The organism is Mycobacterium sp. NGS16 (assembly GCF_059813225.1).
In genome coordinates, this window is sequence record NZ_JCALEE010000002.1 from 768,083 (window position 1) to 789,428 (window position 21,346).

General features: G+C 67.4%; 19 protein-coding genes. 7 read left to right on the forward strand and 12 right to left on the reverse strand.

The features are described 5' to 3' along the window. Positions 1-69 precede the first annotated feature (69 nt). Positions 70-675, forward strand: a complete 606-nt coding sequence (locus tag AC5Y4Q_RS09345; RefSeq protein WP_064920215.1) for a TetR/AcrR family transcriptional regulator — start codon at positions 70-72, stop codon at positions 673-675. Positions 676-679: 4 nt separating this feature from the next. On the opposite strand, the gene AC5Y4Q_RS09350 is transcribed toward AC5Y4Q_RS09345, so the two are convergent. Together AC5Y4Q_RS09350 and AC5Y4Q_RS09355 are read right to left on the reverse strand one after the other, a co-directional pair. Beyond that, positions 680-1,522 (reverse strand): MaoC/PaaZ C-terminal domain-containing protein, encoded by an 843-nt coding sequence (locus AC5Y4Q_RS09350; protein ID WP_064920225.1) that lies wholly within the window; start codon positions 1,520-1,522, stop codon positions 680-682. Between the two features lie 2 nt (positions 1,523-1,524). After that, positions 1,525-2,889 carry a 3-oxoacyl-ACP reductase gene (locus AC5Y4Q_RS09355; RefSeq protein ID WP_064920216.1) on the reverse strand — a complete coding sequence of 455 codons (1,365 nt, stop codon included), beginning with the start codon at positions 2,887-2,889 and terminating at the stop codon, positions 1,525-1,527. A 107-nt stretch (positions 2,890-2,996) separates the two neighbouring features. Here AC5Y4Q_RS09355 and AC5Y4Q_RS09360 point away from each other — a divergent pair, with 107 nt between their 5' ends. Further along, positions 2,997-4,361 (forward strand): acetyl-CoA C-acetyltransferase, encoded by a 1,365-nt coding sequence (locus AC5Y4Q_RS09360; RefSeq protein WP_109535567.1) that lies wholly within the window; start codon positions 2,997-2,999, stop codon positions 4,359-4,361. 172 nt (positions 4,362-4,533) lie between these two features. Here AC5Y4Q_RS09360 and AC5Y4Q_RS09365 read toward each other — a convergent pair whose 3' ends face one another. From AC5Y4Q_RS09365 to AC5Y4Q_RS09375, 3 genes are all read right to left on the reverse strand, one after another. Next, positions 4,534-5,247, reverse strand: coding sequence for a DJ-1/PfpI family protein (locus AC5Y4Q_RS09365; RefSeq protein WP_499958712.1), 714 nt, complete (start codon positions 5,245-5,247; stop codon positions 4,534-4,536). 18 nt (positions 5,248-5,265) lie between these two features. Then, positions 5,266-6,234, reverse strand: coding sequence for a GlxA family transcriptional regulator (locus tag AC5Y4Q_RS09370; protein ID WP_064920217.1), 969 nt, complete (start codon positions 6,232-6,234; stop codon positions 5,266-5,268). 139 nt (positions 6,235-6,373) lie between these two features. Next, positions 6,374-8,209 carry an acyl-CoA dehydrogenase gene (locus tag AC5Y4Q_RS09375; RefSeq protein ID WP_064920227.1) on the reverse strand — a complete coding sequence of 612 codons (1,836 nt, stop codon included), beginning with the start codon at positions 8,207-8,209 and terminating at the stop codon, positions 6,374-6,376. A 259-nt stretch (positions 8,210-8,468) separates the two neighbouring features. Here AC5Y4Q_RS09375 and AC5Y4Q_RS09380 point away from each other — a divergent pair, with 259 nt between their 5' ends. Continuing rightward, positions 8,469-8,954, forward strand: coding sequence for a flavin reductase family protein (locus AC5Y4Q_RS09380; protein WP_499958715.1), 486 nt, complete (start codon positions 8,469-8,471; stop codon positions 8,952-8,954). A gap of 6 nt (positions 8,955-8,960) precedes the next feature. On the opposite strand, the gene AC5Y4Q_RS09385 is transcribed toward AC5Y4Q_RS09380, so the two are convergent. Continuing rightward, the gene (locus tag AC5Y4Q_RS09385) at positions 8,961-10,487 is read right to left on the reverse strand and encodes an HNH endonuclease signature motif containing protein (protein ID WP_499958717.1); all 1,527 of its coding nucleotides are present in this window, start codon (positions 10,485-10,487) and stop codon (positions 8,961-8,963) included. 87 nt (positions 10,488-10,574) lie between these two features. On the opposite strand from AC5Y4Q_RS09385, the gene AC5Y4Q_RS09390 reads away from it, so the two are divergent. Together AC5Y4Q_RS09390 and AC5Y4Q_RS09395 are read left to right on the forward strand one after the other, a co-directional pair. Next, positions 10,575-11,438 carry an inositol monophosphatase family protein gene (locus tag AC5Y4Q_RS09390; RefSeq protein WP_064920461.1) on the forward strand — a complete coding sequence of 288 codons (864 nt, stop codon included), beginning with the start codon at positions 10,575-10,577 and terminating at the stop codon, positions 11,436-11,438. A 329-nt stretch (positions 11,439-11,767) separates the two neighbouring features. Further along, the gene (locus AC5Y4Q_RS09395) at positions 11,768-12,658 is read left to right on the forward strand and encodes an aldo/keto reductase (protein ID WP_064920460.1); all 891 of its coding nucleotides are present in this window, start codon (positions 11,768-11,770) and stop codon (positions 12,656-12,658) included. Here the strand turns inward: AC5Y4Q_RS09395 and AC5Y4Q_RS09400 are convergent. From AC5Y4Q_RS09400 to AC5Y4Q_RS09425, 6 genes are all read right to left on the reverse strand, one after another. After that, positions 12,655-13,650, reverse strand: coding sequence for an aldo/keto reductase (locus AC5Y4Q_RS09400; RefSeq protein WP_064920459.1), 996 nt, complete (start codon positions 13,648-13,650; stop codon positions 12,655-12,657). The two genes, AC5Y4Q_RS09395 and AC5Y4Q_RS09400, sit on opposite strands and share 4 nt — an antisense overlap. A gap of 3 nt (positions 13,651-13,653) precedes the next feature. Further along, entirely contained in the window at positions 13,654-14,409 is a 756-nt protein-coding gene (locus AC5Y4Q_RS09405) for a succinate dehydrogenase/fumarate reductase iron-sulfur subunit (RefSeq protein WP_064920458.1), read from the reverse strand. After that, the gene (locus AC5Y4Q_RS09410; protein WP_064920457.1) at positions 14,409-16,319 is read right to left on the reverse strand and encodes a fumarate reductase/succinate dehydrogenase flavoprotein subunit; all 1,911 of its coding nucleotides are present in this window, start codon (positions 16,317-16,319) and stop codon (positions 14,409-14,411) included. Before AC5Y4Q_RS09410 ends, AC5Y4Q_RS09405 begins: the two co-directional genes overlap by 1 nt. Before the next feature lie 47 nt (positions 16,320-16,366). Continuing rightward, positions 16,367-17,197, reverse strand: a complete 831-nt coding sequence (gene sdhC / locus AC5Y4Q_RS09415; protein WP_065018822.1) for a succinate dehydrogenase subunit SdhC — start codon at positions 17,195-17,197, stop codon at positions 16,367-16,369. A gap of 67 nt (positions 17,198-17,264) precedes the next feature. Further along, entirely contained in the window at positions 17,265-17,561 is a 297-nt protein-coding gene (locus AC5Y4Q_RS09420) for an Rv0250c family protein (protein ID WP_064920455.1), read from the reverse strand. 176 nt (positions 17,562-17,737) lie between these two features. Then, positions 17,738-18,181 (reverse strand): Hsp20/alpha crystallin family protein, encoded by a 444-nt coding sequence (locus tag AC5Y4Q_RS09425; RefSeq protein ID WP_064920454.1) that lies wholly within the window; start codon positions 18,179-18,181, stop codon positions 17,738-17,740. A 219-nt stretch (positions 18,182-18,400) separates the two neighbouring features. On the opposite strand from AC5Y4Q_RS09425, the gene nirB reads away from it, so the two are divergent. Both nirB and nirD read left to right on the forward strand, forming a co-directional pair. Next, positions 18,401-20,974 (forward strand): nitrite reductase large subunit NirB, encoded by a 2,574-nt coding sequence (nirB, locus tag AC5Y4Q_RS09430; RefSeq protein ID WP_082952484.1) that lies wholly within the window; start codon positions 18,401-18,403, stop codon positions 20,972-20,974. Continuing rightward, on the forward strand, positions 20,971-21,339 hold the full coding sequence (gene nirD, locus AC5Y4Q_RS09435; protein ID WP_064920453.1) for a nitrite reductase small subunit NirD: 369 nt from the start codon (positions 20,971-20,973) through the stop codon (positions 21,337-21,339). Before nirB ends, nirD begins: the two co-directional genes overlap by 4 nt. Positions 21,340-21,346 lie beyond the last annotated feature (7 nt).

Consider the following 21,346-nt stretch of genomic DNA (forward strand, 5'->3'; position numbering starts at 1 on the left):
GCGGTTGACTGTTCACCTGATCAGTCAGATTAGCTGTGACGCACATGTCGACGCAATAGGGGAATCCCAATGAAACACGCCACGCGGGCCGAACAGCGCGCTGCCACGCGTCAAGCACTGGTGGCTGCGGCGGTCGAGCAACTGCGGAACGAGGGAGTTGCGGCGGTCACGACGCGCCGGGTGGCCGGGGCCGTGAACGTTTCGCAGAGCACGGTGATGTACCACTTCCCGAGCCGCGATGACCTGGTGACAGCGGCGGTCGCCCAGCTTGCCGTCGAACTGGCGAATCAAGCCCGCGTCCACTTCGAGGAGACTGCCGCGACCGCCGCACTCGACCTGAGCGGCTTCCTTGACCTGATCTGGCGCGAATTCACTACGCCGCAGGCACTTTCCGTCGCGCAGCTGTGGGCCGCGTGTTGGACGGACCCACAGGTCGCCGAGACGGTGAAGTCGTTGGAGCAGCACATCTTTCGCCTGGCCGTCGCCTCTGCCGAAGCGCTGCCTGCCCCCGCTCCGGGTTTCTCCGCGGTCGACTACATGGACACGGTGATGGTGGTCGTCCGCGGACTGGTGATCTCGATCCCGGTGTGGGGGCTCGATTTCATCAGTGCCCACTGGGAGGTCAGCAAGGCCAACCTGCTCAGGGCGGCCGGCGTCCCTGCCGAAGGTGACTGATGGGCTAGAGCGCTCGCACCATGGCGGTCAGATACGGATAGCCCTTGGCGATGTTGCGCAGCGCCAGATCCCAGCCGCCGCCGACCCGCTCGACGTAGAGACCCGGGCTGGCCGGCAGCAGCATGGGCTTGCCGAACCGCACCGAGTAGTCCACCGCGTCCGGGAGCGTACCCTCGATGTTCCCCAGAACCGCTGCCGCGGAGAACATCCCGTGAGCGATCGCGGTAGGGAAGCCGAACAGCTTGGCGCCGAGGCCGCTGGTGTGGATCGGGTTGTGATCGCCGCCGGCCGAGGCATAGCGGCGGATCTGGCCCGGGGTGACCCGCAGTACCGCGTTCGGCGGGCCCAGCTTGGGCTGCTTGGCTGGTGGCGGCTTCGGTTCGTCGGACAGGCTGGTGCGCTGCTGATGCAGAAACGTCGTCACCTGATGCCAGGCCGGATCGTTGCCGACGTTGATGTCGGTGACGATGTCGACCAGCAGGCCCTTGCGATGCTCGCGCAGGTTCTCCGCGTGCACGCTGACGCCGACGGTGTCGGTGACCGCGATCGGCCGGTGCTGGACGATCCGGTTCTCGGTGTGCACCGAACCCATTGCGGCGAAGGGGAAATCGAAGCCGGTGGCCAACTCCATCACCGTGGGGAAGGTCAACGCGAACGGGTAGGTCAGGGGTACCTGGTCGCCGTAGCGCAGCCCGGTGACCGCGGCGTACTCGGCGACATGGCCGGGGTCGATGGCCAGTTCGTCGACCCGCAGCGTGCGGTCCGGCAGGGTGCCGGCGCGGGGAACGAACGGCAGCGCCCCAGCGACCGCACGCAACATGTTCTTCCATCCACTCGGTTGGTTCACGGTCATGCCCCCAGCATGGCCTGGCCGCAGACCCGGATCGTGTTGCCGGTAACCGCGTTCGACGCCGGACCGGCGAAGTAGGCGATCAACTCGGCGACGTCGACGGGCTGGCCGCCCTGGAACAGCGAGTTGAGCCGGCGGCCGACCTCGCGGGTGGCCAGCGGGATCGCCGCCGTCATGTCGGTTTCGATGAACCCGGGGGCGACGGCGTTGATCGTGATGCCTTTGGCGGCCAGCACCGGCGCCAGCGCGTCGGTCAGCCCGATCATGCCGGCCTTGGTGGCCGCATAGTTGGTCTGGCCACGGTTGCCGGCGATCCCGGCCATCGACGACAGACCGATCACCCGGCCGCCCTCGCCGATGCTGCCATTGGCCACCAAACCCTCGGTGAGGCGTTGCGGTGCAAGCAAGTTCACGGCCAGAACCGCGTTCCACCGGGCGTCGTCCATGTTGGCCAGCAGCTTGTCGCGGGTGATCCCGGCGTTGTTGACCAAAACGTCGGCCTTACCGCCATGGTGTTCCTTGAGGTGCGCGGTGATCTGCTCGACTGCGTCGTCGGCGGTGACGTCGAGGGCCAACGCGGTACCGCCCACCCGGGCGGCCGTCTTCTCCAGCGCCTCGGCGGCACCCGGCACATCGATCGCCACCACCTTGGCGCCGTCGCGGGCGAACACCTCGGCGATGGTGGCCCCGATGCCGCGCGCGGCGCCGGTGATGATCGCCACCTTGCCCTCCAGCGGGCGGTCCCAGTCGGCCGGCGCGGTGGCGTCATCGGCGCCGACGTAGAACACCTGCCCGTCGACGTAGGCCGAGCGGGCCGACAAGATGAACCGCATCGTCGACTCCAGGCCGGTGGCGCCGGGCTTGGCGTCCGGGGACAGATACACCAGCTGCACGGTGGCGCCGCGCTGCAGCTCCTTGCCCAGCGAGCGGGTGAAGCCCTCCAGCGCGCGCTGCGCGATCCGTTCGTCGACGCTGCCGGTCGCATCCGGGGTGGTGCCGACCACGACGAGCCGCCCGCAGCGGCCCACGTTGCGCAGCAGCGGCGTGAAGAACTCATGCAGCGCGGTCAGCCCGGCCGGCGAGGTGATACCGGTGGCGTCGAAGACCAGCCCGCCGAAGGAGTCGGCCCACCGGCCGCCGAGGTTGTCGCCGACCACCTCGTAGTCGCCGGCGAGTGCGGCGCGTAGCGGCTCGGCCACCCGGCCTTCGCCGCCGATCAGCAGCGGTCCGGCCAGCGGCGGCTCGCCGACCCGGTAGCGGCGCAGCGTCTCGGCCTGCGGAACGCCGAGTTGCTTGGCCAAAAACGATCCGGGGCCGGAGTTCATGATCTGGGACAACAAGTCCGAGGGAAGCTTGGGAGCCACGTAGCTGCCTTCCGTGTGGGGACGTGCCTGGTGCAGGCGACGGTGTCGACAACGAACTTACTCCAGAGTAAGAATACTGGGTAGTATCACGTCCAACCGCCCCGGCAATGCGGGGCGCCCCAGTAGACGGAGAGATCGTGGCATCTGGATCTGCTGCTAAGTCCACACCCGCCGACACCGGCGCGCGACGTCGCGTCGCCGTTCTCGGTGGCAACCGCATTCCGTTCGCACGGTCCGACGGCGCCTACGCCAGCGCGTCCAACCAGGACATGTTCACCGCGGCGCTCGGCGGCCTGGTCGACCGGTTCGGGCTGTCCGGCGAGAAGCTGGACGCGGTGATCGGCGGCGCGGTGCTCAAGCACAGCCGTGACTTCAACCTGATCCGCGAGTGCGTGCTCGGCTCGGCGCTGTCGCCGTACACGCCCGCCTTCGATCTGCAGCAGGCCTGCGGCACCGGCCTGCAGGCGGCGATCTGCGCAGCCGACGGTATCGCCGCCGGTCGCTACGAGGTGGCCGCCGCGGGCGGGGTGGACACCACCTCCGACGCGCCCCTGGAGGTCGGCAACGAGCTGCGCCGCACGCTGTTGGCGTTGCGCCGGTCCAAGTCGAACATGCAGCGCCTCAAGCTGGTCGGCAAGCTGCCCGCCGCCCTGGGCGTGGAGATCCCGGCCAATAAGGAGAACCGCACCGGCCTTTCCATGGGCGAGCACCAGGCGATCACCACCAAGCAGATGGGAATCAAACGGGTCGACCAGGACGAGCTGGCCGCCGCGAGCCACCGCAACATGGCCGCCGCCTACGACCGTGGCTTCTTCGACGACCTGGTCACACCGTTTCAGGGGCTCTACCGGGACAACAACCTGCGGCCCGAGTCCAGCCCGGAGAAGCTGGCCACGCTCAAGCCGGTGTTCGGCGCGAAGGCCGGCGACGCCACCATGACCGCGGGCAACTCCACGCCGCTGACCGACGGCGCGTCGGTGGCGCTGTTGGCCAGCGAGGAGTGGGCGGCCGCGCACAAGCTGACCCCGCTGGCCTACTTCGTCGACTCCGAGACGGCCGCCGTCGACTACGTCAACGGGCCCGACGGGCTGCTGATGGCCCCGACCTACGCGGTGCCGCGGCTGCTGGCCCGCAACGGATTGACCCTGCAGGACTTCGATTTCTACGAGATCCACGAGGCGTTCGCCTCGACGGTGCTGTGCCACCTGGCGGCGTGGGAATCCGAGGACTATTGCAAGGAACGCCTGGGACTGGATGCCGCGCTGGGCTCGATCGATAAGTCCAAGCTCAACGTCAACGGCTCGTCGCTGGCCGCCGGCCACCCCTTTGCGGCCACCGGCGGGCGGATCGTAGCCCAGGCGGCCAAGCAGATCGCTGAAGCCAAGGCCGCCAAGAAGAACAAGCCGGTGCGTGCGCTGATCTCGATCTGCGCCGCCGGCGGCCAGGGCGTGGCCGCCATCCTGGAGGCGTAGCGGTCTGCGCCGCAGACCAGGTTTGTGCCGCGTTACCGCGGGGTAGTCGACGCCCACGGCTCGCTCCGTGTGGCCGTCTGCCCCCGGCGGCACCGCGGAGCAGCCTGGGCTTGGCCCGCCGCTGGACTGAGGGGATCCAGCGGCGGCCAACTTCTGCCCCGGTGAGCCGCGGCTAGCCCCGTCGGGTCCGGGCCGCGCCGATAGCCCGGTCCCACAGCAGCATTGCGGAGGCCTTCAACTGCGCCGGCGTGGCCAGATCCCGGGCCATCAGCGCGGTAGCCGCCGCCTTGGTCTTCGCCGACGCTTTCGACATGTGACCGGAGTCGAACGGCGGCTGCGGGTCGTACTCCATCGACAGCTGGATCGCCTTCGCGCGGGCCTCGCCGCCGATCCGCCCGGCCAGCCACAACCCGAGATCGATACCGGCTGAGACCCCCGCGCAGGTGACGATGTCACCGCAGTGCACGATGCGTTCGTCGCTGACCGGGGTGACCCCGAACGCCTTGAGTGCAGGAAGCGCCATCCAGTGCGAGGTGGCGCGCTTACCGGCCAGCAGGCCGGCGGCGGCCAGGACGATCGAGCCCGAGCACACCGACGCCGTCCAGGTGGCCGTCGCGTGGGCGCGCCGCACCCAGTCCAGCAGCTTCTCGTCGCGGGCGTGCTCGGTCGTCGTCATGCCGCCGGGCACCAAAATGACGTCGGGTGACGGTGTTTCGTTGAATGAGTGGGTGGCCCCGACGATCAGTACACCGGAATCGGCGGTGATCGGCCCCGGCTCGTGCCAGACGAACCGCACCTGCGTGTCCGGCAGCCAGCGCAGCACCTCATAGGGGCCGATGAAGTCCAGGGCGGTGAAGCCGGGATACAGCACGATCGCGATCTGCATGGATTTGTCCCTTCGGTGTCAGGCGAACGTCTTGCGGTAGTGGTCGGGGGAGATGCCGAGCCGACGGATGAAGGTGCGGCGCAGCGTTTCTGCGGTGCCGAAGCCGCAGCGGCCGGCGATCGCGACGACGGTGTCGTCGGTCTCTTCGAGCTGTCGGCGTGCAGCTTCGGTGCGCACCCGCTCCACGTAGGCGCCGGGCGCGAGCCCGACCTCGTCGGTGAAGACCCGGGTGAAGTGCCGCGGGCTCATCGCGGCACGGGCCGCCAGATCGGAAATCCGGTGGGCGCCGGCGGGTTCGGACTCGATCAGTTCCTGCACGTCGCGGATCGGCGCTCGACGTGCCCTCGGCAGCCAGGCCGGAGCCGCGAACTGGGACTGGCCGCCGGGCCGGCGCAGATACAACACCAGCCAGCGAGCTACCGTCTGCGCGACCTCGGTCCCGTGATCCTCTTCGACCAACGCCAGGGTCAGATCGATTCCGGCGGTGACGCCGGCCGCCGTCCACACCGCCGCCGAACTGCGCACGAAGATGGGTTCGGGGTCGACGGTGACCGCTGGGAACTCGCGCGCCAGCGCATCGGCGGACGCCCAGTGGGTGGTGGCACGGCAGCCGTCGAGCAGCCCGGCTTGTGCGGCCAGAAATGCGCCGGTGCACACGCTGACCACCCGCCGGGCATGGGCCGCTGCAGTGCGGATCCACTCCACGGTGCCTGCGTCGGTCCGGGCCCGGTGAACGCCGACGCCGCCGGGCAGCACCACCGTGTCGAGGGCCTCGGTGGGGTCGGGCAGCGGGGTGGGGGCGAGCGCCAGCCCACTGCTGGTGGCGATCGCGGCGCCGCCGGCGCTGGCCACCGTGACGTCGTACCCGTCGTCGCCACGGCCGGCACCGAGCAGCGCCCCCGACGCCGTGGCGAACACCTCCGACGGCCCGAACACGTCCAGCGCCTGGATGCCGGGATAGCCGAGTATGACGACTTTGTGGGTCACGCCATCAGTGTGGGCCGCCCACTCCCGTGGCGTCTACGCCATACATCCCACAAATCAGGACACGCCTCATCCGGCCAGATAATGCAACAGGCCTCCAGGGGATCGCCCCGGAGGCCTGCGCGGTCCGTGCCGACAGCGCTTAGAACGCCGCTTCGTCGAGCTCCATGATCTCGTTATCGATGGCATCGATCACCGAGCGGGTGCTGGTCAGCAGCGGCAGGAAGTTCTTGGTGAAGAACGACGCCACCGCGATCTTGCCCTCGTAGAACGCCCGGTCGGCGCCCTCGACGCCGGCGTCGAGCTTCTCCACCGCCACCGCGGCCTGGCGGGCCAGCAACCAACCGATGATCAGGTCGCCGACGCTCATCAGGAAGCGCACCGAACCCAGCCCCACCTTGTAGATGCTGGAGATGTCCTCCTGCGCGGCCATCAGGTAGCCGGTCATGGTCGCCGCCATGCCCTGCACGTCGGCCAGCGCGGTGGCCAGCAGCTCCCGCTCGGCCTTCAGCCGGCCGTTGCCGGACTCGTTGGCGATGAACGCCTCGATCTGGCCCGCGACGTGTGCCAGCGCCTGGCCCTTGTCCCGGATGATCTTGCGGAAGAAGAAGTCCTGCGCCTGAATCGCCGTGGTGCCCTCGTAGAGCGAGTCGATCTTGGCGTCGCGGATGTACTGCTCGATCGGGTAGTCCTGCAGGAAGCCCGAGCCACCGAGGGTCTGCAGGCTCTCGGTGAGCTTGGCGTAGGCCTGCTCGGAGCCGACGCCCTTGACGATCGGCAGCATCAGGTCGTTGACCTTGACCGCGAGCTCGGCGTCCACGCCGTGCAGCGCCTCGGCCACCGCGGCGTCTTGGTAGGTGGCGGTGTAGATGTACAGCGCGCGCAGCCCCTCGGCGTACGCCTTCTGGGTCATCAGCGACCGGCGGACGTCCGGGTGGTGAGTGATGGTCACCCGCGGCGCGGTCTTGTCGGTCATCTGGGTCAGGTCGGCGCCCTGCACCCGCTCCTTGGCGTACTCCAGCGCGTTGAGGTAGCCGGTGGACAGCGTGGCGATGGCCTTGGTGCCGACCATCATCCGGGCCTGCTCGATCACGTCGAACATCTGGGCGATGCCGTTGTGCACCTCGCCGACCAGCCAGCCCTTGGCCGGCACCCCGTGCTGACCGAAGGTGAGCTCACAGGTGGCCGAGACCTTCAGGCCCATCTTGTGCTCGACGTTGGTGACGAACACGCCATTGCGCTCACCGAGCTCCCCGGTTTCGAAGTCGAACAGGAACTTCGGCACGAAGAACAGCGACAGGCCCTTGGTGCCCGGCTTGGCGCCCTCGGGGCGGGCCAGCACCAGGTGGAAGATGTTCTCGAACAGGTCGTCGGAGTCGGCGGAGGTGATGAACCGCTTAACACCGTCGATGTGCCAGGAGCCGTCGGGCTGCTGGACGGCCTTGGTGCGCCCGGCGCCCACGTCCGAGCCGGCGTCCGGCTCGGTGAGCACCATGGTCGAGCCCCAGCCACGCTCGGCGGCGATCACGGCCCATTTCTTCTGCTCTTCGGTGGCCACGTGGTAGAAGATGTTGGCGAACCCGGCCCCGCCGGCGTACATCCACACCGCCGGGTTGGCGCCCAGGATGTGCTCGTGCAGCGCCCACATCAGTGCCTTGGGCATGGCCATGCCGCCGAGTTCGTCGGCGATGCCGACCCGGTCCCAGCCGCCTTCCAGGGTGGCGCGCACCGACTTCTTGAAGGACTCCGGCAGGGTCACCGTGTGCGTGGCGGGGTCGAACACCGGCGGGTTGCGGTCGCCGTCGACGAACGAGTCAGCAATCGGGCCTTCGGCCAGTCGGACCATCTCGCCGAGCATCTCCGTAGCGGTGTCGAGGTCCAGGTCGGCGTACTCGCCCTGGCCGAAGACCTGGTCCAGGCCGAAGACCTCGAACAGGTTGAATACCTGGTCACGGACATTGCTCTTGTAGTGGCTCACTACTTCCTCCTCATGGAATGCCACCTGTGGTTGGGTACTCAGGCTTAAGTTACCCACCAGTAACTGCACTGAAATATACCCCCCGGCGGCCACAGTGCAAGCCAGTGTGAGCTACATCCTGATAGCTAACTAACCAACCAGTTGGTCTCACCGAGGTCGGCGATGGGATCCGGCCGATCAGCCGAGGCCACGGCGCGGCGGGTAGGGTTCTTCACCGACCAGACCCGACAAGCTGAACGAGTCCCCGGTGAATGCGCACGTGAGTTCCGCAAGCAATCTGACCCCGTCAGCGCTACGGGAGGCCTTCGGACATTTCCCGTCCGGGGTGGTGGCTGTCGCCGCCGAAATCGACGGTGTCCGGGTGGGCCTGGCCGCCAGTACCTTCGTGCCGGTCTCGCTGGAACCGCCCTTGGTGGCGTTCTGCGTACAGAACACCTCGACGACGTGGCCGAAGCTCAAAGACGCGCCCCGCTTGGGCATCAGCGTGCTCGGCGAGGCCCACGACGTGGCGGCGCGCACCCTGGCTGCCAAGACCGGCGACCGGTTCGCCGGACTGGAGACGGTCACCAGTGACGGAGCCGTGTTCATCAAGGGCACCGGGGTGTGGTTGGGCAGCGTGATCGACCAACTGGTTCCCGCCGGCGACCACACCATCGTGGTGCTGCGGGTCTGCGAGTTGACGGTGGACCCCGAGATCACGCCGATCGTGTTTCACCGCAGCGGTTTTCGCCGGCTCGGGGGCTAGCTTCCCTTAGAAGGGTGGCGGGTCGTCGTCGGCGGTGCCGGGTGTCGCTTTGGGGCAGAGGGCCGCGGCGCGGGCGGCGCGGCGGGCTTCGCGGGCGTTGCGGTTCTGATTGCGTTCGGTGTTGATGCGTGCGGCGCGGTTCTGGGCCCGGGTGCGCCGGCGCCGCGGCATCATCGCGGTGCGCTGCTCGCACGCGGCCGCCGGTTGCCGCTGCGATGGCGCCAGGTCACCGGTGGGCACACACAAGCGGGGAAACAGCAGGGCGCTGCCCGGGGTGGTGACATAGGTGTGCCCCGCCGGTGAAGCCACGATCAGGGTGCCATCGGGCAGCTGGACATCGCGCCAGCCCCAGAACGTCTTCACCAGATGATGAGTGCGGCAAAAACACTTCAGGTTCGAGGCATGGGTGGGGCCGCCGTCGGCATACGGAATGGTGTGATCGATGTCGCAGTCCAGGGCGGGACGGTCACAGCCGGGCCAGCGACAGGTCAGATCCCGACACCGCACAAAGGCCGCCAACGCCGCCGAGGGCACATATCCCGCCTCCGGTGGGGCATCACCGGGATGGACCAACGCCACCAGCCGCGCCGAGGCGGCGAGTTCGGCGATCATCTCCGCCGGGACCAGCCCGTCGGCTTCCACCAGCCATCCCGGCTCGCCACTGGTGCCCTCGATCGTGGCCTGCTCGGCGATCACATGAATGACCGCCGGCGAAGCCCCCGGACGCGAACCCGCAGCACAATCGGGGCGCCCGCAGCGGCACCCCAGCCGATCCGATCGTGCGGCCAGCGCCCCCATTGCATCAGCGCGACGCTCTGCAGGACTGCGCGGATCGTGCTCGCACACCGTGGCCGCCAACGCATCCAACGCTTTGCCCACAGCACGGGCATCGGTGGTGAACAGACTGCCGTAGATCTCCGAGACCCCGCCCTCTTGATCGCTGAACGCGATCTCACGCTGCTCCGCCCGCTCCCGGCGGCGGCGCACCGCATCGGCATCGGCCTTGGCCACGATCTTGTCGAGCTTGCCGGCCAGCCGGGCCGCGGTCAGCGACGGCCAGCGTGGCACCGTGAGCGCCAACTCGGCATCCACGGCCGCCAGCACCTCGCGGTCGGTGATCAGCTCGGTGCGGTACACGATCGTGCGAAACAGCCGAAAATCGATATCGCCGGCCTTGAATATCTCGGCGACCTTGGGCAGCTGCTCCCGCATCGCCCGGGCATAGCGCAGGCGGCTGCCGGCCAAGGTCTGGCTGATCCGCAGCGCGGCCGCGACCTCGGCGCACACCGCTGCGGTGGTGTCGATCGCCCAGTCCTCAGTCTCGCTGCACTGGCTCAACCGCAGCGCGAACAACTCCCCGATCGCCACCAGGTGTGCCGCCGCGGCCCGATTCTCCGCCCGCGCCGAGGCAGCAATGCGATCCACCAATGCCGCCGACTCCGGCGTCGTGGGCGGGTGACGCTGCACAAACCACGCGTTGAACTCCGCCACCGACCCCGGCGTAGGCAGCCGAGACTCTGACGAACCGAACATACGTTCGATTCTATACCGACCCGGCGACAGATGCCGGCGGTTTCACAGAGGATGCAACAGCCCCCGCCGATGTGTTGCTATGGGCTGATGGCGACATCGAGTGATCCCGGGCAGCTACGGTCCACGGCCGAGACGCTGGTGGCGGAGGCGGCCGAGTTCGTGCGGCGCCGCCGCGCCGAGGTCTTCGGTGCACAGGCCGGCTCAACTCGGGATCTGGTCCAGACGAAAAGCAGCCCGACGGATCCGGTCACGGTGGTCGACACCGAGACCGAGCGCTTCATCCGGGATCGGCTGACTCAGCTGCGGCCCGGTGATGCGGTGCTGGGCGAGGAAGGCGGCGGCTCCGGCGACGTCTCCGGCCGGGCACCCGGGGCCGTCACCTGGGTGGTCGACCCGATTGACGGCACCGTCAACTTCATGTACGACGTGCCGGCCTACGCCGTGTCGGTAGCGGCCCAGATGGATGGGGCCTCAGTGGCCGGCGCGGTCGCGGACGTGGTCGGTGACCGGATCTACTCGGCGGGGCGGGGGCTGGGAGCCCAGGTCACAGACCGGGCCGGCACCGCTGCGCTGCGCTGCGCCGACGTCTCCGAGTTGTCCGTGGCCCTGCTCGGTACCGGGTTCGGCTATTCACCGCGGCGGCGGGCGGCGCAGGCGGAGTTGCTCGCACGACTGCTGCCGGCGGTGCGCGACGTGCGCCGGATCGGGTCGGCGGCGTTGGACCTGTGCATGGTGGCCGCCGGGCGACTTGACGTCTACTACGAGCACGGCATCAAGCCGTGGGATTACGCGGCCGGGTCGCTGATCGCGGCCGAGGCCGGTGCGCGGGTGGTGCTGCCGGGACCGGCGATCGACAGCGGGGAAGTGATCATCGCCGCAGCCGCCGGCATCGCCGACGAATTCATCGCGACGCTGCAGCGCGAAGGCGGTCTGACGCCGATTCCGCAATAGCGGCAGCGCTGCTCTATTTGTGACGCGATTCACGATAATCGGCCATTTATCACCTATCACAGCTTGACCTCGCTCAGATCACGTCTGTATAACGGACCGTGCGATGCGCACTGGGTCCCGAACCGCATTGGCGCGGTAGTCGCTGGATAAGCGCATCATCTGCTGTCAAAACCCAGGAGGTGGAGCGTCGTAACAACGAGGCTCCGGTAGCTCTCGGGTTATCCAAATCCTGACTGTCCGCGCCTTGTTTCGGCCGCGACCAGCGGCATTCCAGATCGAACGATACGTAACTAGCGATGGCAAAGTAACAGAATGTGTAGGTCGAAAAGATGACGATTGCATACGCAGTTGAGAACCGCACCCGGGTCGCTGCGAACCCGATTCCCCAGATCACCCTCAACGACCGGGCGGCGATGCCCGTCCTCGGCCTGGGGGTTGCCAAGCTCTCCGATGAGCAGACCGAGGCCTCGATCCTGACCGCCTTGGAGAACGGCTGCCGGCTGATCGATACCGCCGCCTCCTACGGCAACGAGGCCGTGGTGGGCCGCGCCATTGAGAAGTCCGGGGTGCCGCGGTCGGAGTTGTTCGTCACCACCAAGCTGGGGACGTCGCGGCAGGGTTACGCCAGCGCCCTCGACGCCTGCAAAGAGAGCATCGACCGGCTCGGTCTGGACTACCTGGACATGTACCTGATCCACTGGCCCGCTCCGGAAGTCGGCAAGTACCTCGACAGCTGGCAGGCCATGATCCACGCCCGCGAAGAGGGCCTGGTCTCCTCGATCGGCGTCTGCAATTTCACCGAGGAGCTCCTCACCGAGCTCATCGACGCAACGTCGGTGGCCCCCGCGGTCAATCAAGTCGAACTGCATCCGCTGTTCAATCAGGAGGAGCTGCGCCGGTTCCACGCCGAGCACCGGATCGTCACCGAGGCGCACAGCCCGCTGGGCTTCGGCGAGCGGCACATCATCGTGCGGGTGATCGACAACCCGGCGGTGAAGGCGATCGGGGCCAAGCATGACCGCTCACCGGCGCAGGTGCTGATCCGGTGGAGTCTGCAGCTGGGCAACGTGGTCACGCCGCGCTCGTCGCGGCCGCACCGAATCGCCGAGAACTTCGACGTCTTCGACTTCGAACTGAGCGACGACGACATGGAAGTGCTCAACGGGCTACACAACGGAACCCGGATTCATCACCACCCGATGACGTTCGTGGGCACCTAGGAGGGGGCCCGGAACTCCTTCCACATCTCCGGGTAGGGGCCGCGCAGGGGGGCTGACGGTGCCAGGATCTCGGCGATCGCCGCGAGGTCATCGGGGCTCAGGTCCAGGTGGACCGCGGCGGCGCTGTCCTGCAGGTAGTCGGCTTGCTGGGCGCCGACGATCGCCACATGCACGCCGGGCTGCGCCAAGGTCCAGGCCAGAGCCAATTGGCTCAAAGTGACTCCTAGGTCCCCGGCCATAGACCGCAGCGCCGCAACGACTTTCAGGTTGCGGGCGAAGCCCTCCCCGCTGAATAGTCCGCTCAGCGCACGCCAGTCGTCATCGGCGAGCCTGGTTTCGGAGCTGATGGTTCCGGTCAGCAGGCCGTGTGCCAGCGCCCCGTAGACCAGTACGCCGATATTGTTGTCCCGGCAGTACGGAAACAGGGTGTCCTGCAGCTCGCGGCGCAGCATATTGAACGGGGGCTGGACCGTTTCCACCGGCAGCGTGGCCGAGAACTCCGCGATCTGTTCGGCGTCGTAGTTGGAGACCCCGACGTGGCGGATCTTGCCGGACGCCACCAACTCGGCCAGCGCCCCGGCGGTTTCGGCAGCCGGCACGGCCGGGTCGGGCCAGTGCACCTGGTAGAGGTCGATGTGATCGATGCCCAGCGCGGACAGACTGGTGTCGACATCGTGGCGAAGCCATTCGGGCCGGGCATCGCGAACCGGGCCCTCGTCGGTCTCGCGTAAGCCACCCTTGGTGGCGATCACCACCTCGTCGCGGGCGTGGTCGAGGTCGTGACGTAGTGCGGTGCCGAGAATGCGCTCGGCCGTTCCGAATCCGTACTCGTGGGCGGTGTCGAAGAAGTTGAATCCCAGCTCGCGGGCCCGGCGCACGATTGCGATCGCGTTGTCTTCGTCGACGTTGCCCCACGCCCCGCTGAACTCCCAGGTGCCCAGCGCCAGGCGCGAAACTTCGAGCCCGCTTCGTCCCAGCGTGGTCGTTTTCACGGGTCAGTCGGACTTGCGGCGGAAGATCTTTCGCCCGAGCCAGACGACCGGGTCATAGCGGTTCCCGACCACCCGCTCCTTCATCGGGATGATGGCGTTGTCGGTGATCGTGATGTTTTCCGGACACACCTCGGTGCAGCACTTGGTGATGTTGCACAACCCGAGGCCGGCGTCGTCCTGGGCGAAGTCGCGGCGGTCGGCGCTGTCCAGCGGGTGCATGTCCAGCTCCGCCAGCCGGATGAACATCCGCGGCCCGGCGAACCGGGGCTTGTTCTCCTCGTGATCGCGGATGACATGGCAGACGTTCTGGCACAGGAAGCATTCGATGCACTTGCGGAACTCCTGGGAGCGCTCCACGTCCTTCTGCTGCATCCGGTACTCGCCGGGCTTGAGGCCTTCCGGCGGCTTGAATGCCGGCAGCTCGCGAGCTTTCTCGTAGTTGAACGACACATCGGTGACCAGGTCGCGAACCACCGGAAAGGTTCGTACCGGTGTCACGGTGACGGTCTGGTCCGGGTCGAACATCGACATCCGCGTCATGCACATCAGGCGGGGGAATCCGTTGATCTCGGCCGAGCACGAACCGCATTTGCCGGCCTTGCAGTTCCAGCGCACTGCCAGGTCCGGGGTCTGGGTCGCCTGCAACCGGTGGATGACGTCGAGCACTACCTCGCCCTCGTTGACCTCGACCTCGAAGTTCTGTAGCTCGCCGCCGTCGAGGTCACCACGCCAGACCCGCAGCTGGGCGTTGTATGTCATTACGCTCTCCGTCCGGGGTGTTGCGCCAGCTCATCGTCGGTGTAGTACTTCTCCAGCTCGGAGATCTCGAACAGCTCCAACAGGTCCGCCCGCATCTCGGGCTGGGTCTCGGGAGTGATGGTGATATCGGGGACCGCACTGTCGTCGGCGACCCGGCAGACCAGCAGGGTCTTGCGCCAGTTGGAGTCCATGCCCGGGTGGTCGTCACGGGTGTGCCCGCCGCGGCTCTCGGTGCGTTGCAGCGCGGCCTTGGCCACACACTCGCTGACCAGCAGCATGTTGCGCAGGTCCACGGCCAGGTGCCAGCCCGGGTTGTATTGCCGGCCCCCGGCGACGGCGACGGTGGCGAACCGGGCCTTGAGTTCCTCGAGTCGCGACAAGGCCTGCTCCAGCTCGCCGGCGTTGCGGATGATGCCGACCAGATCGTTCATCGACTGTTGCAGCTCGGCGTGCAGGGTGTAGGGGTTCTCCCCGGCACCCCCGCGCTCCAACGGCGCCAGTGCCAGCTCGGCCGCAGCCTCCAGGGCCGCCGGTGTCACCGTGGGCCGACGGTCCAGCCCCTGCACGTATTGCGCGGCGCCCAGGCCGGCGCGGCGGCCGAAGACCAACAGGTCGGACAACGAGTTGCCGCCCAGCCGGTTGGAGCCGTGCATCCCGCCGGAGCACTCGCCGGCGGCGAACAGCCCGGGGACCACCGAAGCGCCGGTGTCCGGGTCGACTTCGATGCCACCCATCACGTAGTGGCAGGTGGGGCCGACCTCCATGGCGTCCTTGGTGATGTCGACCTCGGCGAGCTGCATGAACTGGTGGTACATCGAGGGCAGCCGGCGCTTGATCTCCGCCGGCGTCAGTCGCGATGCGATGTCCAGGAACACGCCGCCGTGCGGCGAACCACGCCCGGCCTTGACTTCGGAGTTGATGGCGCGGGCCACCTCGTCGCGGGGCAGCAGGTCAGGTGTGCGCCGAGCCGAGTCGTTGTCTTTGAGCCACTGGTCGGCCTCTTGCTCGGTCTCGGCGTACTGCCCTTTGAACACCGGCGGGATGTAGTTGAACATGAACCGGGTTCCGTCGGCGTTCTTGAGCACCCCGCCGTCGCCGCGCACGCCCTCGGTGACCAGAATTCCCTTCACACTGGGCGGCCACACCATCCCGGTCGGGTGGAACTGGACGAACTCCATGTTGATCAGCGTCGCGCCGGCACGCAGCGCCAACGCGTGCCCGTCACCGGTGTACTCCCAGGAGTTCGAGGTCACCTTGAACGACTTGCCGATGCCTCCGGTGGCCAGCACCACCGCCGGCGCCTCGAACATGATGAACTTGCCGCTTTCACGCCAGTAGCCGAATGCGCCCGAGATAGCGCCGGTGGCACCGTCTTTGAGCAACTCGGTGATGGTGCACTCGTGGAAGATCTTGATCTTGGCCTCGTAGTCGCCGAACTCCGCATGGTCGTCCTGCTGCAGCGAGACCACCTTCTGCTGCATGGTGCGGATCAGCTCCAGGCCGGTGCGGTCACCGACGTGCGCCAGCCGCGGGTAGGTGTGGCCACCGAAGTTGCGCTGGCTGATCTTTCCGTCTTTGGTGCGGTCGAACAGTGCGCCGTAGGTCTCCAGCTCCCAGACCCGCTCGGGCGCCTCCCGGGCGTGCAGCTCCGCCATCCGCCAGTTGTTGAGGAACTTTCCGCCGCGCATGGTGTCGCGGAAGTGCACCTGCCAGTTGTCTTTTGCGTTGGCGTTGCCCATCGATGCAGCGCAGCCGCCTTCGGCCATCACGGTGTGCGCCTTGCCGAACAACGACTTGCACACCACCGCTACGCTCAGGCCCTGCTCACGGGCTTCGATCACCGCGCGCAGGCCCGCGCCGCCGGCACCGATCACGACCACGTCGTAGGAGTGCCGTTCGACTTCAACCATGAATTCTCGCTTACCCTTCGTGTGAATGCGGCTGTCGGCGTTGTGATTCAGCCGATGAACCTGAAATCGGTGATGACCCCGCTCGCTACCAGGGCGATATAGAGATCGGTGAAGGCCAGCGTGCCCAGGGTGATCCAGGCGAACTGCATGTGCCGGCCGTTGAACCAGCTGATCTTCGTCCAGAACCAGTAGCGGACCGGGTGCTTGGAGAAGTGGTTGAGGCGTCCGCCGAACACGTGCCGGCAGGAGTGGCAGCCACCGGTGTAGGCCCACAGCATCGCCACGTTGAACAACAAGATGATGTTGCCCAGCCCGAACCCGAAGCCGCCCGGGCCGGTGTCGGAGTGCAGCGCCACGATGGCGTCGTAGGTGTTCAGTGCGGCCAGGGCGAAGGCGGCGTAGAAGAAATAGCGGTGGCTGTTCTGCATGATCAGCGGGAACCGGGTCTCACCGGTGTAGTGGGCGCGGGGTTCGGGCACCGCGCACGCCGTCGGTGATTGCCAGTAGGCCCGGTAGTAGGCCTTGCGGTAGTAGTAGCAGGTGAGCCGGAAGCACAGCAGGAACGGCAATACCAATGCGCCCAACGGAATCCAGCGGGGGAACTCCGGTAGCCAGACGCCGAGGTGACTGGAGCCGGGCACGCAGGACGCGCTGATGCACGGCGAGTAGAACGGCGTCAGGTAGTGGTACTGGTCAACCCAGTAGGCGCTGCCCCAGAAGGACCGGACGGTCGCGTAGACGATGAACAGGTTCAGGCCGAGGTTGACCCGCAGCGGCGACAGCCACCAGCGGTCGGTACGCAGCGTTCGATTGGCGATGCGGGCGCGAGTCGCCGAGAAGACACCGGTGCCAGGACGGTTCACGGCGGGTGCGCTCATCTACGGGGGTTCCCTTCGGCTGGAGTTCGTCGGAGGGCGCCCTTGTGCAAGCAGCACCCGGTCGGTGTCAGTACCTGCCCTGGCCGCCGACGCCTTCGTCGTCGACGTCACGCCAGAATTCGTTGTCGTAATCGGTGTCGGGGATGGTGATCTTGTCCTGGGCGCGTTCGGCGGCCCAGCGCTGTAGGTCGAGTTCCCCGGCGTCGGACTCGAGGAGCTCGATGTCGGTGAGGATGCGCTCAGCGTCCATTTCGATGCGGCGCATTCCGGGAATGTCGCCGAACCGGGTCTTGAGCCCCAGCACGCAGCGCCGCAGGTCGCCAATCAAAGTGTGCAGTTCGGCGAGTTCGGTAGTGCTAGACACCGGTGCCTCCTCGGGTGTTATGGATCACAGTACGTTCACCCGATGCTAGTCACATCCAGAACGGAACGTGAGACAGATCACGTTGCGTCGGTGGCGTGTTCGGCGCATGGAAAACCCCCACACACACTGTGTGCGGGGGTTTTCCGGGCCTTTCGGGGCCGCTACGCCGGTTCGGCTTACTTCGTGATGGCGATCCGTCGCGGCTCGGTGCCGGCGTAGACGCCTGCCACCCGGACGGTCAGCACGCCGGCGTCATAGGACGCCGTGATGGCGTCACCGGTGATGTGTGCCGGGACCGCGAACGAGCGGCGGAAGGAGCCGTACCGCACCTCGCGCAGCGTGCGCTTGGCGTCGGCCGGATCGGTGCCGGCGTACTCGTCGCGACGTTCGCCATGGACTACCAGGCGCCCGCCGTCGAGTTCGACGGTCACGTCCTTGTCCACGTCGATGCCGGGGAGCTCCAGGCGGACCACCGCGTCATCGCCGTCCTTGGTGATCTCGGCGGCGGGGAAGAAGCCGCTCGCCGGGGTCCGCCAGGCGCTCGCGGTGGCGGGGCCGAAGAAGTCGCGTACCCACCGGTCGGTGTCGAACGGGTGTTGCCACAGGGTCAGGGTGCTCATCGATGTCTCCTCGAGTTGATTGCTGCGTGCCGGTCGGGCGCCGGCCCGTCACTGGGTAGAACTTGAGTCGACCCCGCTAAAGTTCCGCGTTCGCCGATGGTGAACAACCACACAGCCCTGACCTGCTGGTGAACGGCCTCACAGGCGCGTGAGCACACTGTCACATGCTTGTAACGCATGGCGATATTCCTGCAATATCGCGTTTCTACCGTCATTCGCATGGCCCCGATTGAGACCCCCCGCGCCGGCGACCGCGTCCGGGAACTGGTCGTAGTCGGCCACGGCATGGTGGGCCACCGCTTCGTGGAGGCGCTGCGTAGCAGGTCCGACAGCGGACGCTGGCGAATCACGGTGCTCGCCGAGGAGTCCGACCCCGCCTACGACCGAGTCGGGCTGACCTCCTACACCGACGGGTGGGACCGTTCCCGGCTGGCGCTTCCGGGCAACGACTACGCCGACGACGACCATGTACGACTGATGCTGCGTACCCGGGTCACCGGCCTCGACTTGGCCGGCAAGTCGGTGACTGCGGCGGATGGGCAGCGCTACGGCTACGACAGGCTGGTGCTGGCCACTGGGTCTCGGGCGTTCGTCCCCCCGGTTCCGGGCCATGACCTGCCGGGGTGCCATGTCTACCGCACACTGGACGATCTGGACGGCATCCGGGCCGACATCGAGTGCATGTTGGAAGCCGGACATGTCCGTACCGGAGTGGTGATCGGCGGCGGGCTGCTCGGCCTGGAAGCCGCGAATGCGCTGCGCGGGTCCGGGATTCAGCCCCACATCGTCGAGATGGCGCCGCGGTTGATGCCGCAACAGCTTGACGATGCCGGCGGCGTGCTGCTGGGCCGGATGATTTCCGACCTGGGTATCGCGGTACACGTGGGCGTGGGCACCGAGTCGATCGAGCAGCTCACCCACCAATACGGCTCGCCCACCCTGCGGGTGCGGCTCTCCGACGGAACCGCGATCGAGACCGGGCTGGTGATCTTCGCCGCCGGGGTGCGTCCACGTGACGAGCTGGCTCGCGAGGCCGGCCTGGCGATCGCCGAACGCGGTGGTGTCCTGACCGATCTGTCATGCCGCACCAGCGATCCCCACGTGTATGCGATCGGCGAGGTGGCCGCCATCGAAGGTGTCTGCTACGGCCTGGTCGGGCCCGGCTACACCAGCGCCGAGGTGGTCGCCGACCGGCTGCTGGAGGGAGCCGCCGAGTTCGGTGAGGCCGACATGTCGACCAAACTCAAGCTGCTCGGCGTCGACGTGGCCAGCTTCGGCGATGCGATGGGGGCCAGCGAGAACTCGCTGTCGGTGGTGGTCAATGACCCGGTGAAGCGGACCTACGCCAAGCTGGTGCTCTCCGATGACGCCAAGACCCTGCTCGGCGGGATCCTCGTCGGCGACGCGTCCTCCTACGGCGTGTTGCGCCCGATGGTCGGTGCCGAGCTGCCCGGCGATCCGCTGGACCTGATCGCCCCGGCCGGCTCTGGTGGCGGCAAGACCGCGTTGGGGATCAGCGCGCTGCCCGGGGCGGCGCAGATCTGCTCCTGCAACAACGTCACCAAGGCGCAGCTCTGCGATGCCATCGCCGACGGCTGCCACGACGTGCAGGCCCTGAAGGACTGCACCAAGGCCGGGACGTCGTGCGGCTCCTGCATCCCGTTGCTCAAAGAGTTGCTGGTCGCCGAAGGCGTGGAGCAGTCCAAGGCGCTGTGCGAGCACTTCGCGCAGTCGCGTGCCGAACTGTTCGAGATCATCCAGGTCACCGGGATCCGCACGTTCTCTGCGCTGCTGGAGCGGTTCGGCACCGGGCACGGCTGCGACATCTGCAAACCCACCGTCGCCTCGATCCTGGCGTCGACGGGATCCGAGCACATCTTGGACGGCGAGCAGGCCGCGCTGCAGGACTCCAATGACCACTTCCTGGCCAACATTCAGCGCAACGGCAGCTACTCGGTGGTGCCGCGGGTCCCCGGCGGTGAGATCAAGCCCGAACACCTGATCCTGATCGGCCAGATCGCCCAGGAGTTCGGGCTATACACCAAGATCACCGGTGGCCAGCGCATCGACATGTTCGGCGCTCGGGTCGATCAGCTGCCCGACATCTGGCGCAAGTTGGTCGATGCCGGCATGGAATCCGGTCAGGCATACGGCAAGTCGCTGCGCACCGTGAAGAGCTGCGTCGGCAGTGACTGGTGCCGCTATGGACAGCAGGACTCGGTGAAGATGGCCGTCGACCTGGAGCTGCGCTACCGGGGCCTGCGCGCCCCGCACAAGATCAAGATGGGCGTGTCGGGCTGTGCCCGGGAGTGTGCCGAAGCGCGCGCCAAGGACGTCGGCGTGATCGCCACCGAGATCGGCTGGAATCTCTATGTCGGAGGCAACGGCGGCATGAGCCCCAAGCATGCTCAGCTGCTGGCCAGTGACCTCGACACCGAGACCGTGTTCCGCTACATCGACCGGTTCCTGATGTTCTACATCCGCACTGCCGATCGGCTGCAGCGCACGGCACCGTGGATCGAGTCCCTTGAAGGCGGACTCGACCATGTCCGCGAGGTGGTGTGCGAGGACTCCCTCGGGCTGGCCGCGGAGTTCGAAGCCGCGATGGCTCGCCACGTGGACAACTACACCGACGAATGGAAAGGCGTGCTGGACGATCCGGAGAAGCTGGCGCGCTTCGTGTCGTTCGTCAACGCCCCCGACGCCGAAGACCCCACCGTCGCATTCACCGAACGCGACGGCCGAAAGATCCCGTTGCCCATCCCGGTACTGCGTGTTGAGGAGGAATCATGATCACCGCCAACAACATTGAGGCATGGACCACCGCCTGCCGGTACGACCAGCTGATCCCGGGCCTCGGTGTCGGTGTGCTGCTCGACAACGGCAAGCAGGCCGCGCTCTTCCGGCTCGACGACGGCTCGGTGCACGCGGTGTGCAATGTCGACCCGTTCTTCCACGCTGCGGTGCTGTCGCGGGGGATCGTCGGCGACCGTGGTGGCCGGATGTCGGTCATCTCGCCGCTGAAGAAGCAGGCGTTCGCCTTCGACGACGGCAGCTGCCTGGACGACCCCCGCGTCTCGGTGCGGGTGTACCCGACCCGGATCGTGGACGGCTACGTGCAGATCGGCCGAGTCAGCGCCGTTCGGGCCGTCGCCTAGGCCAACC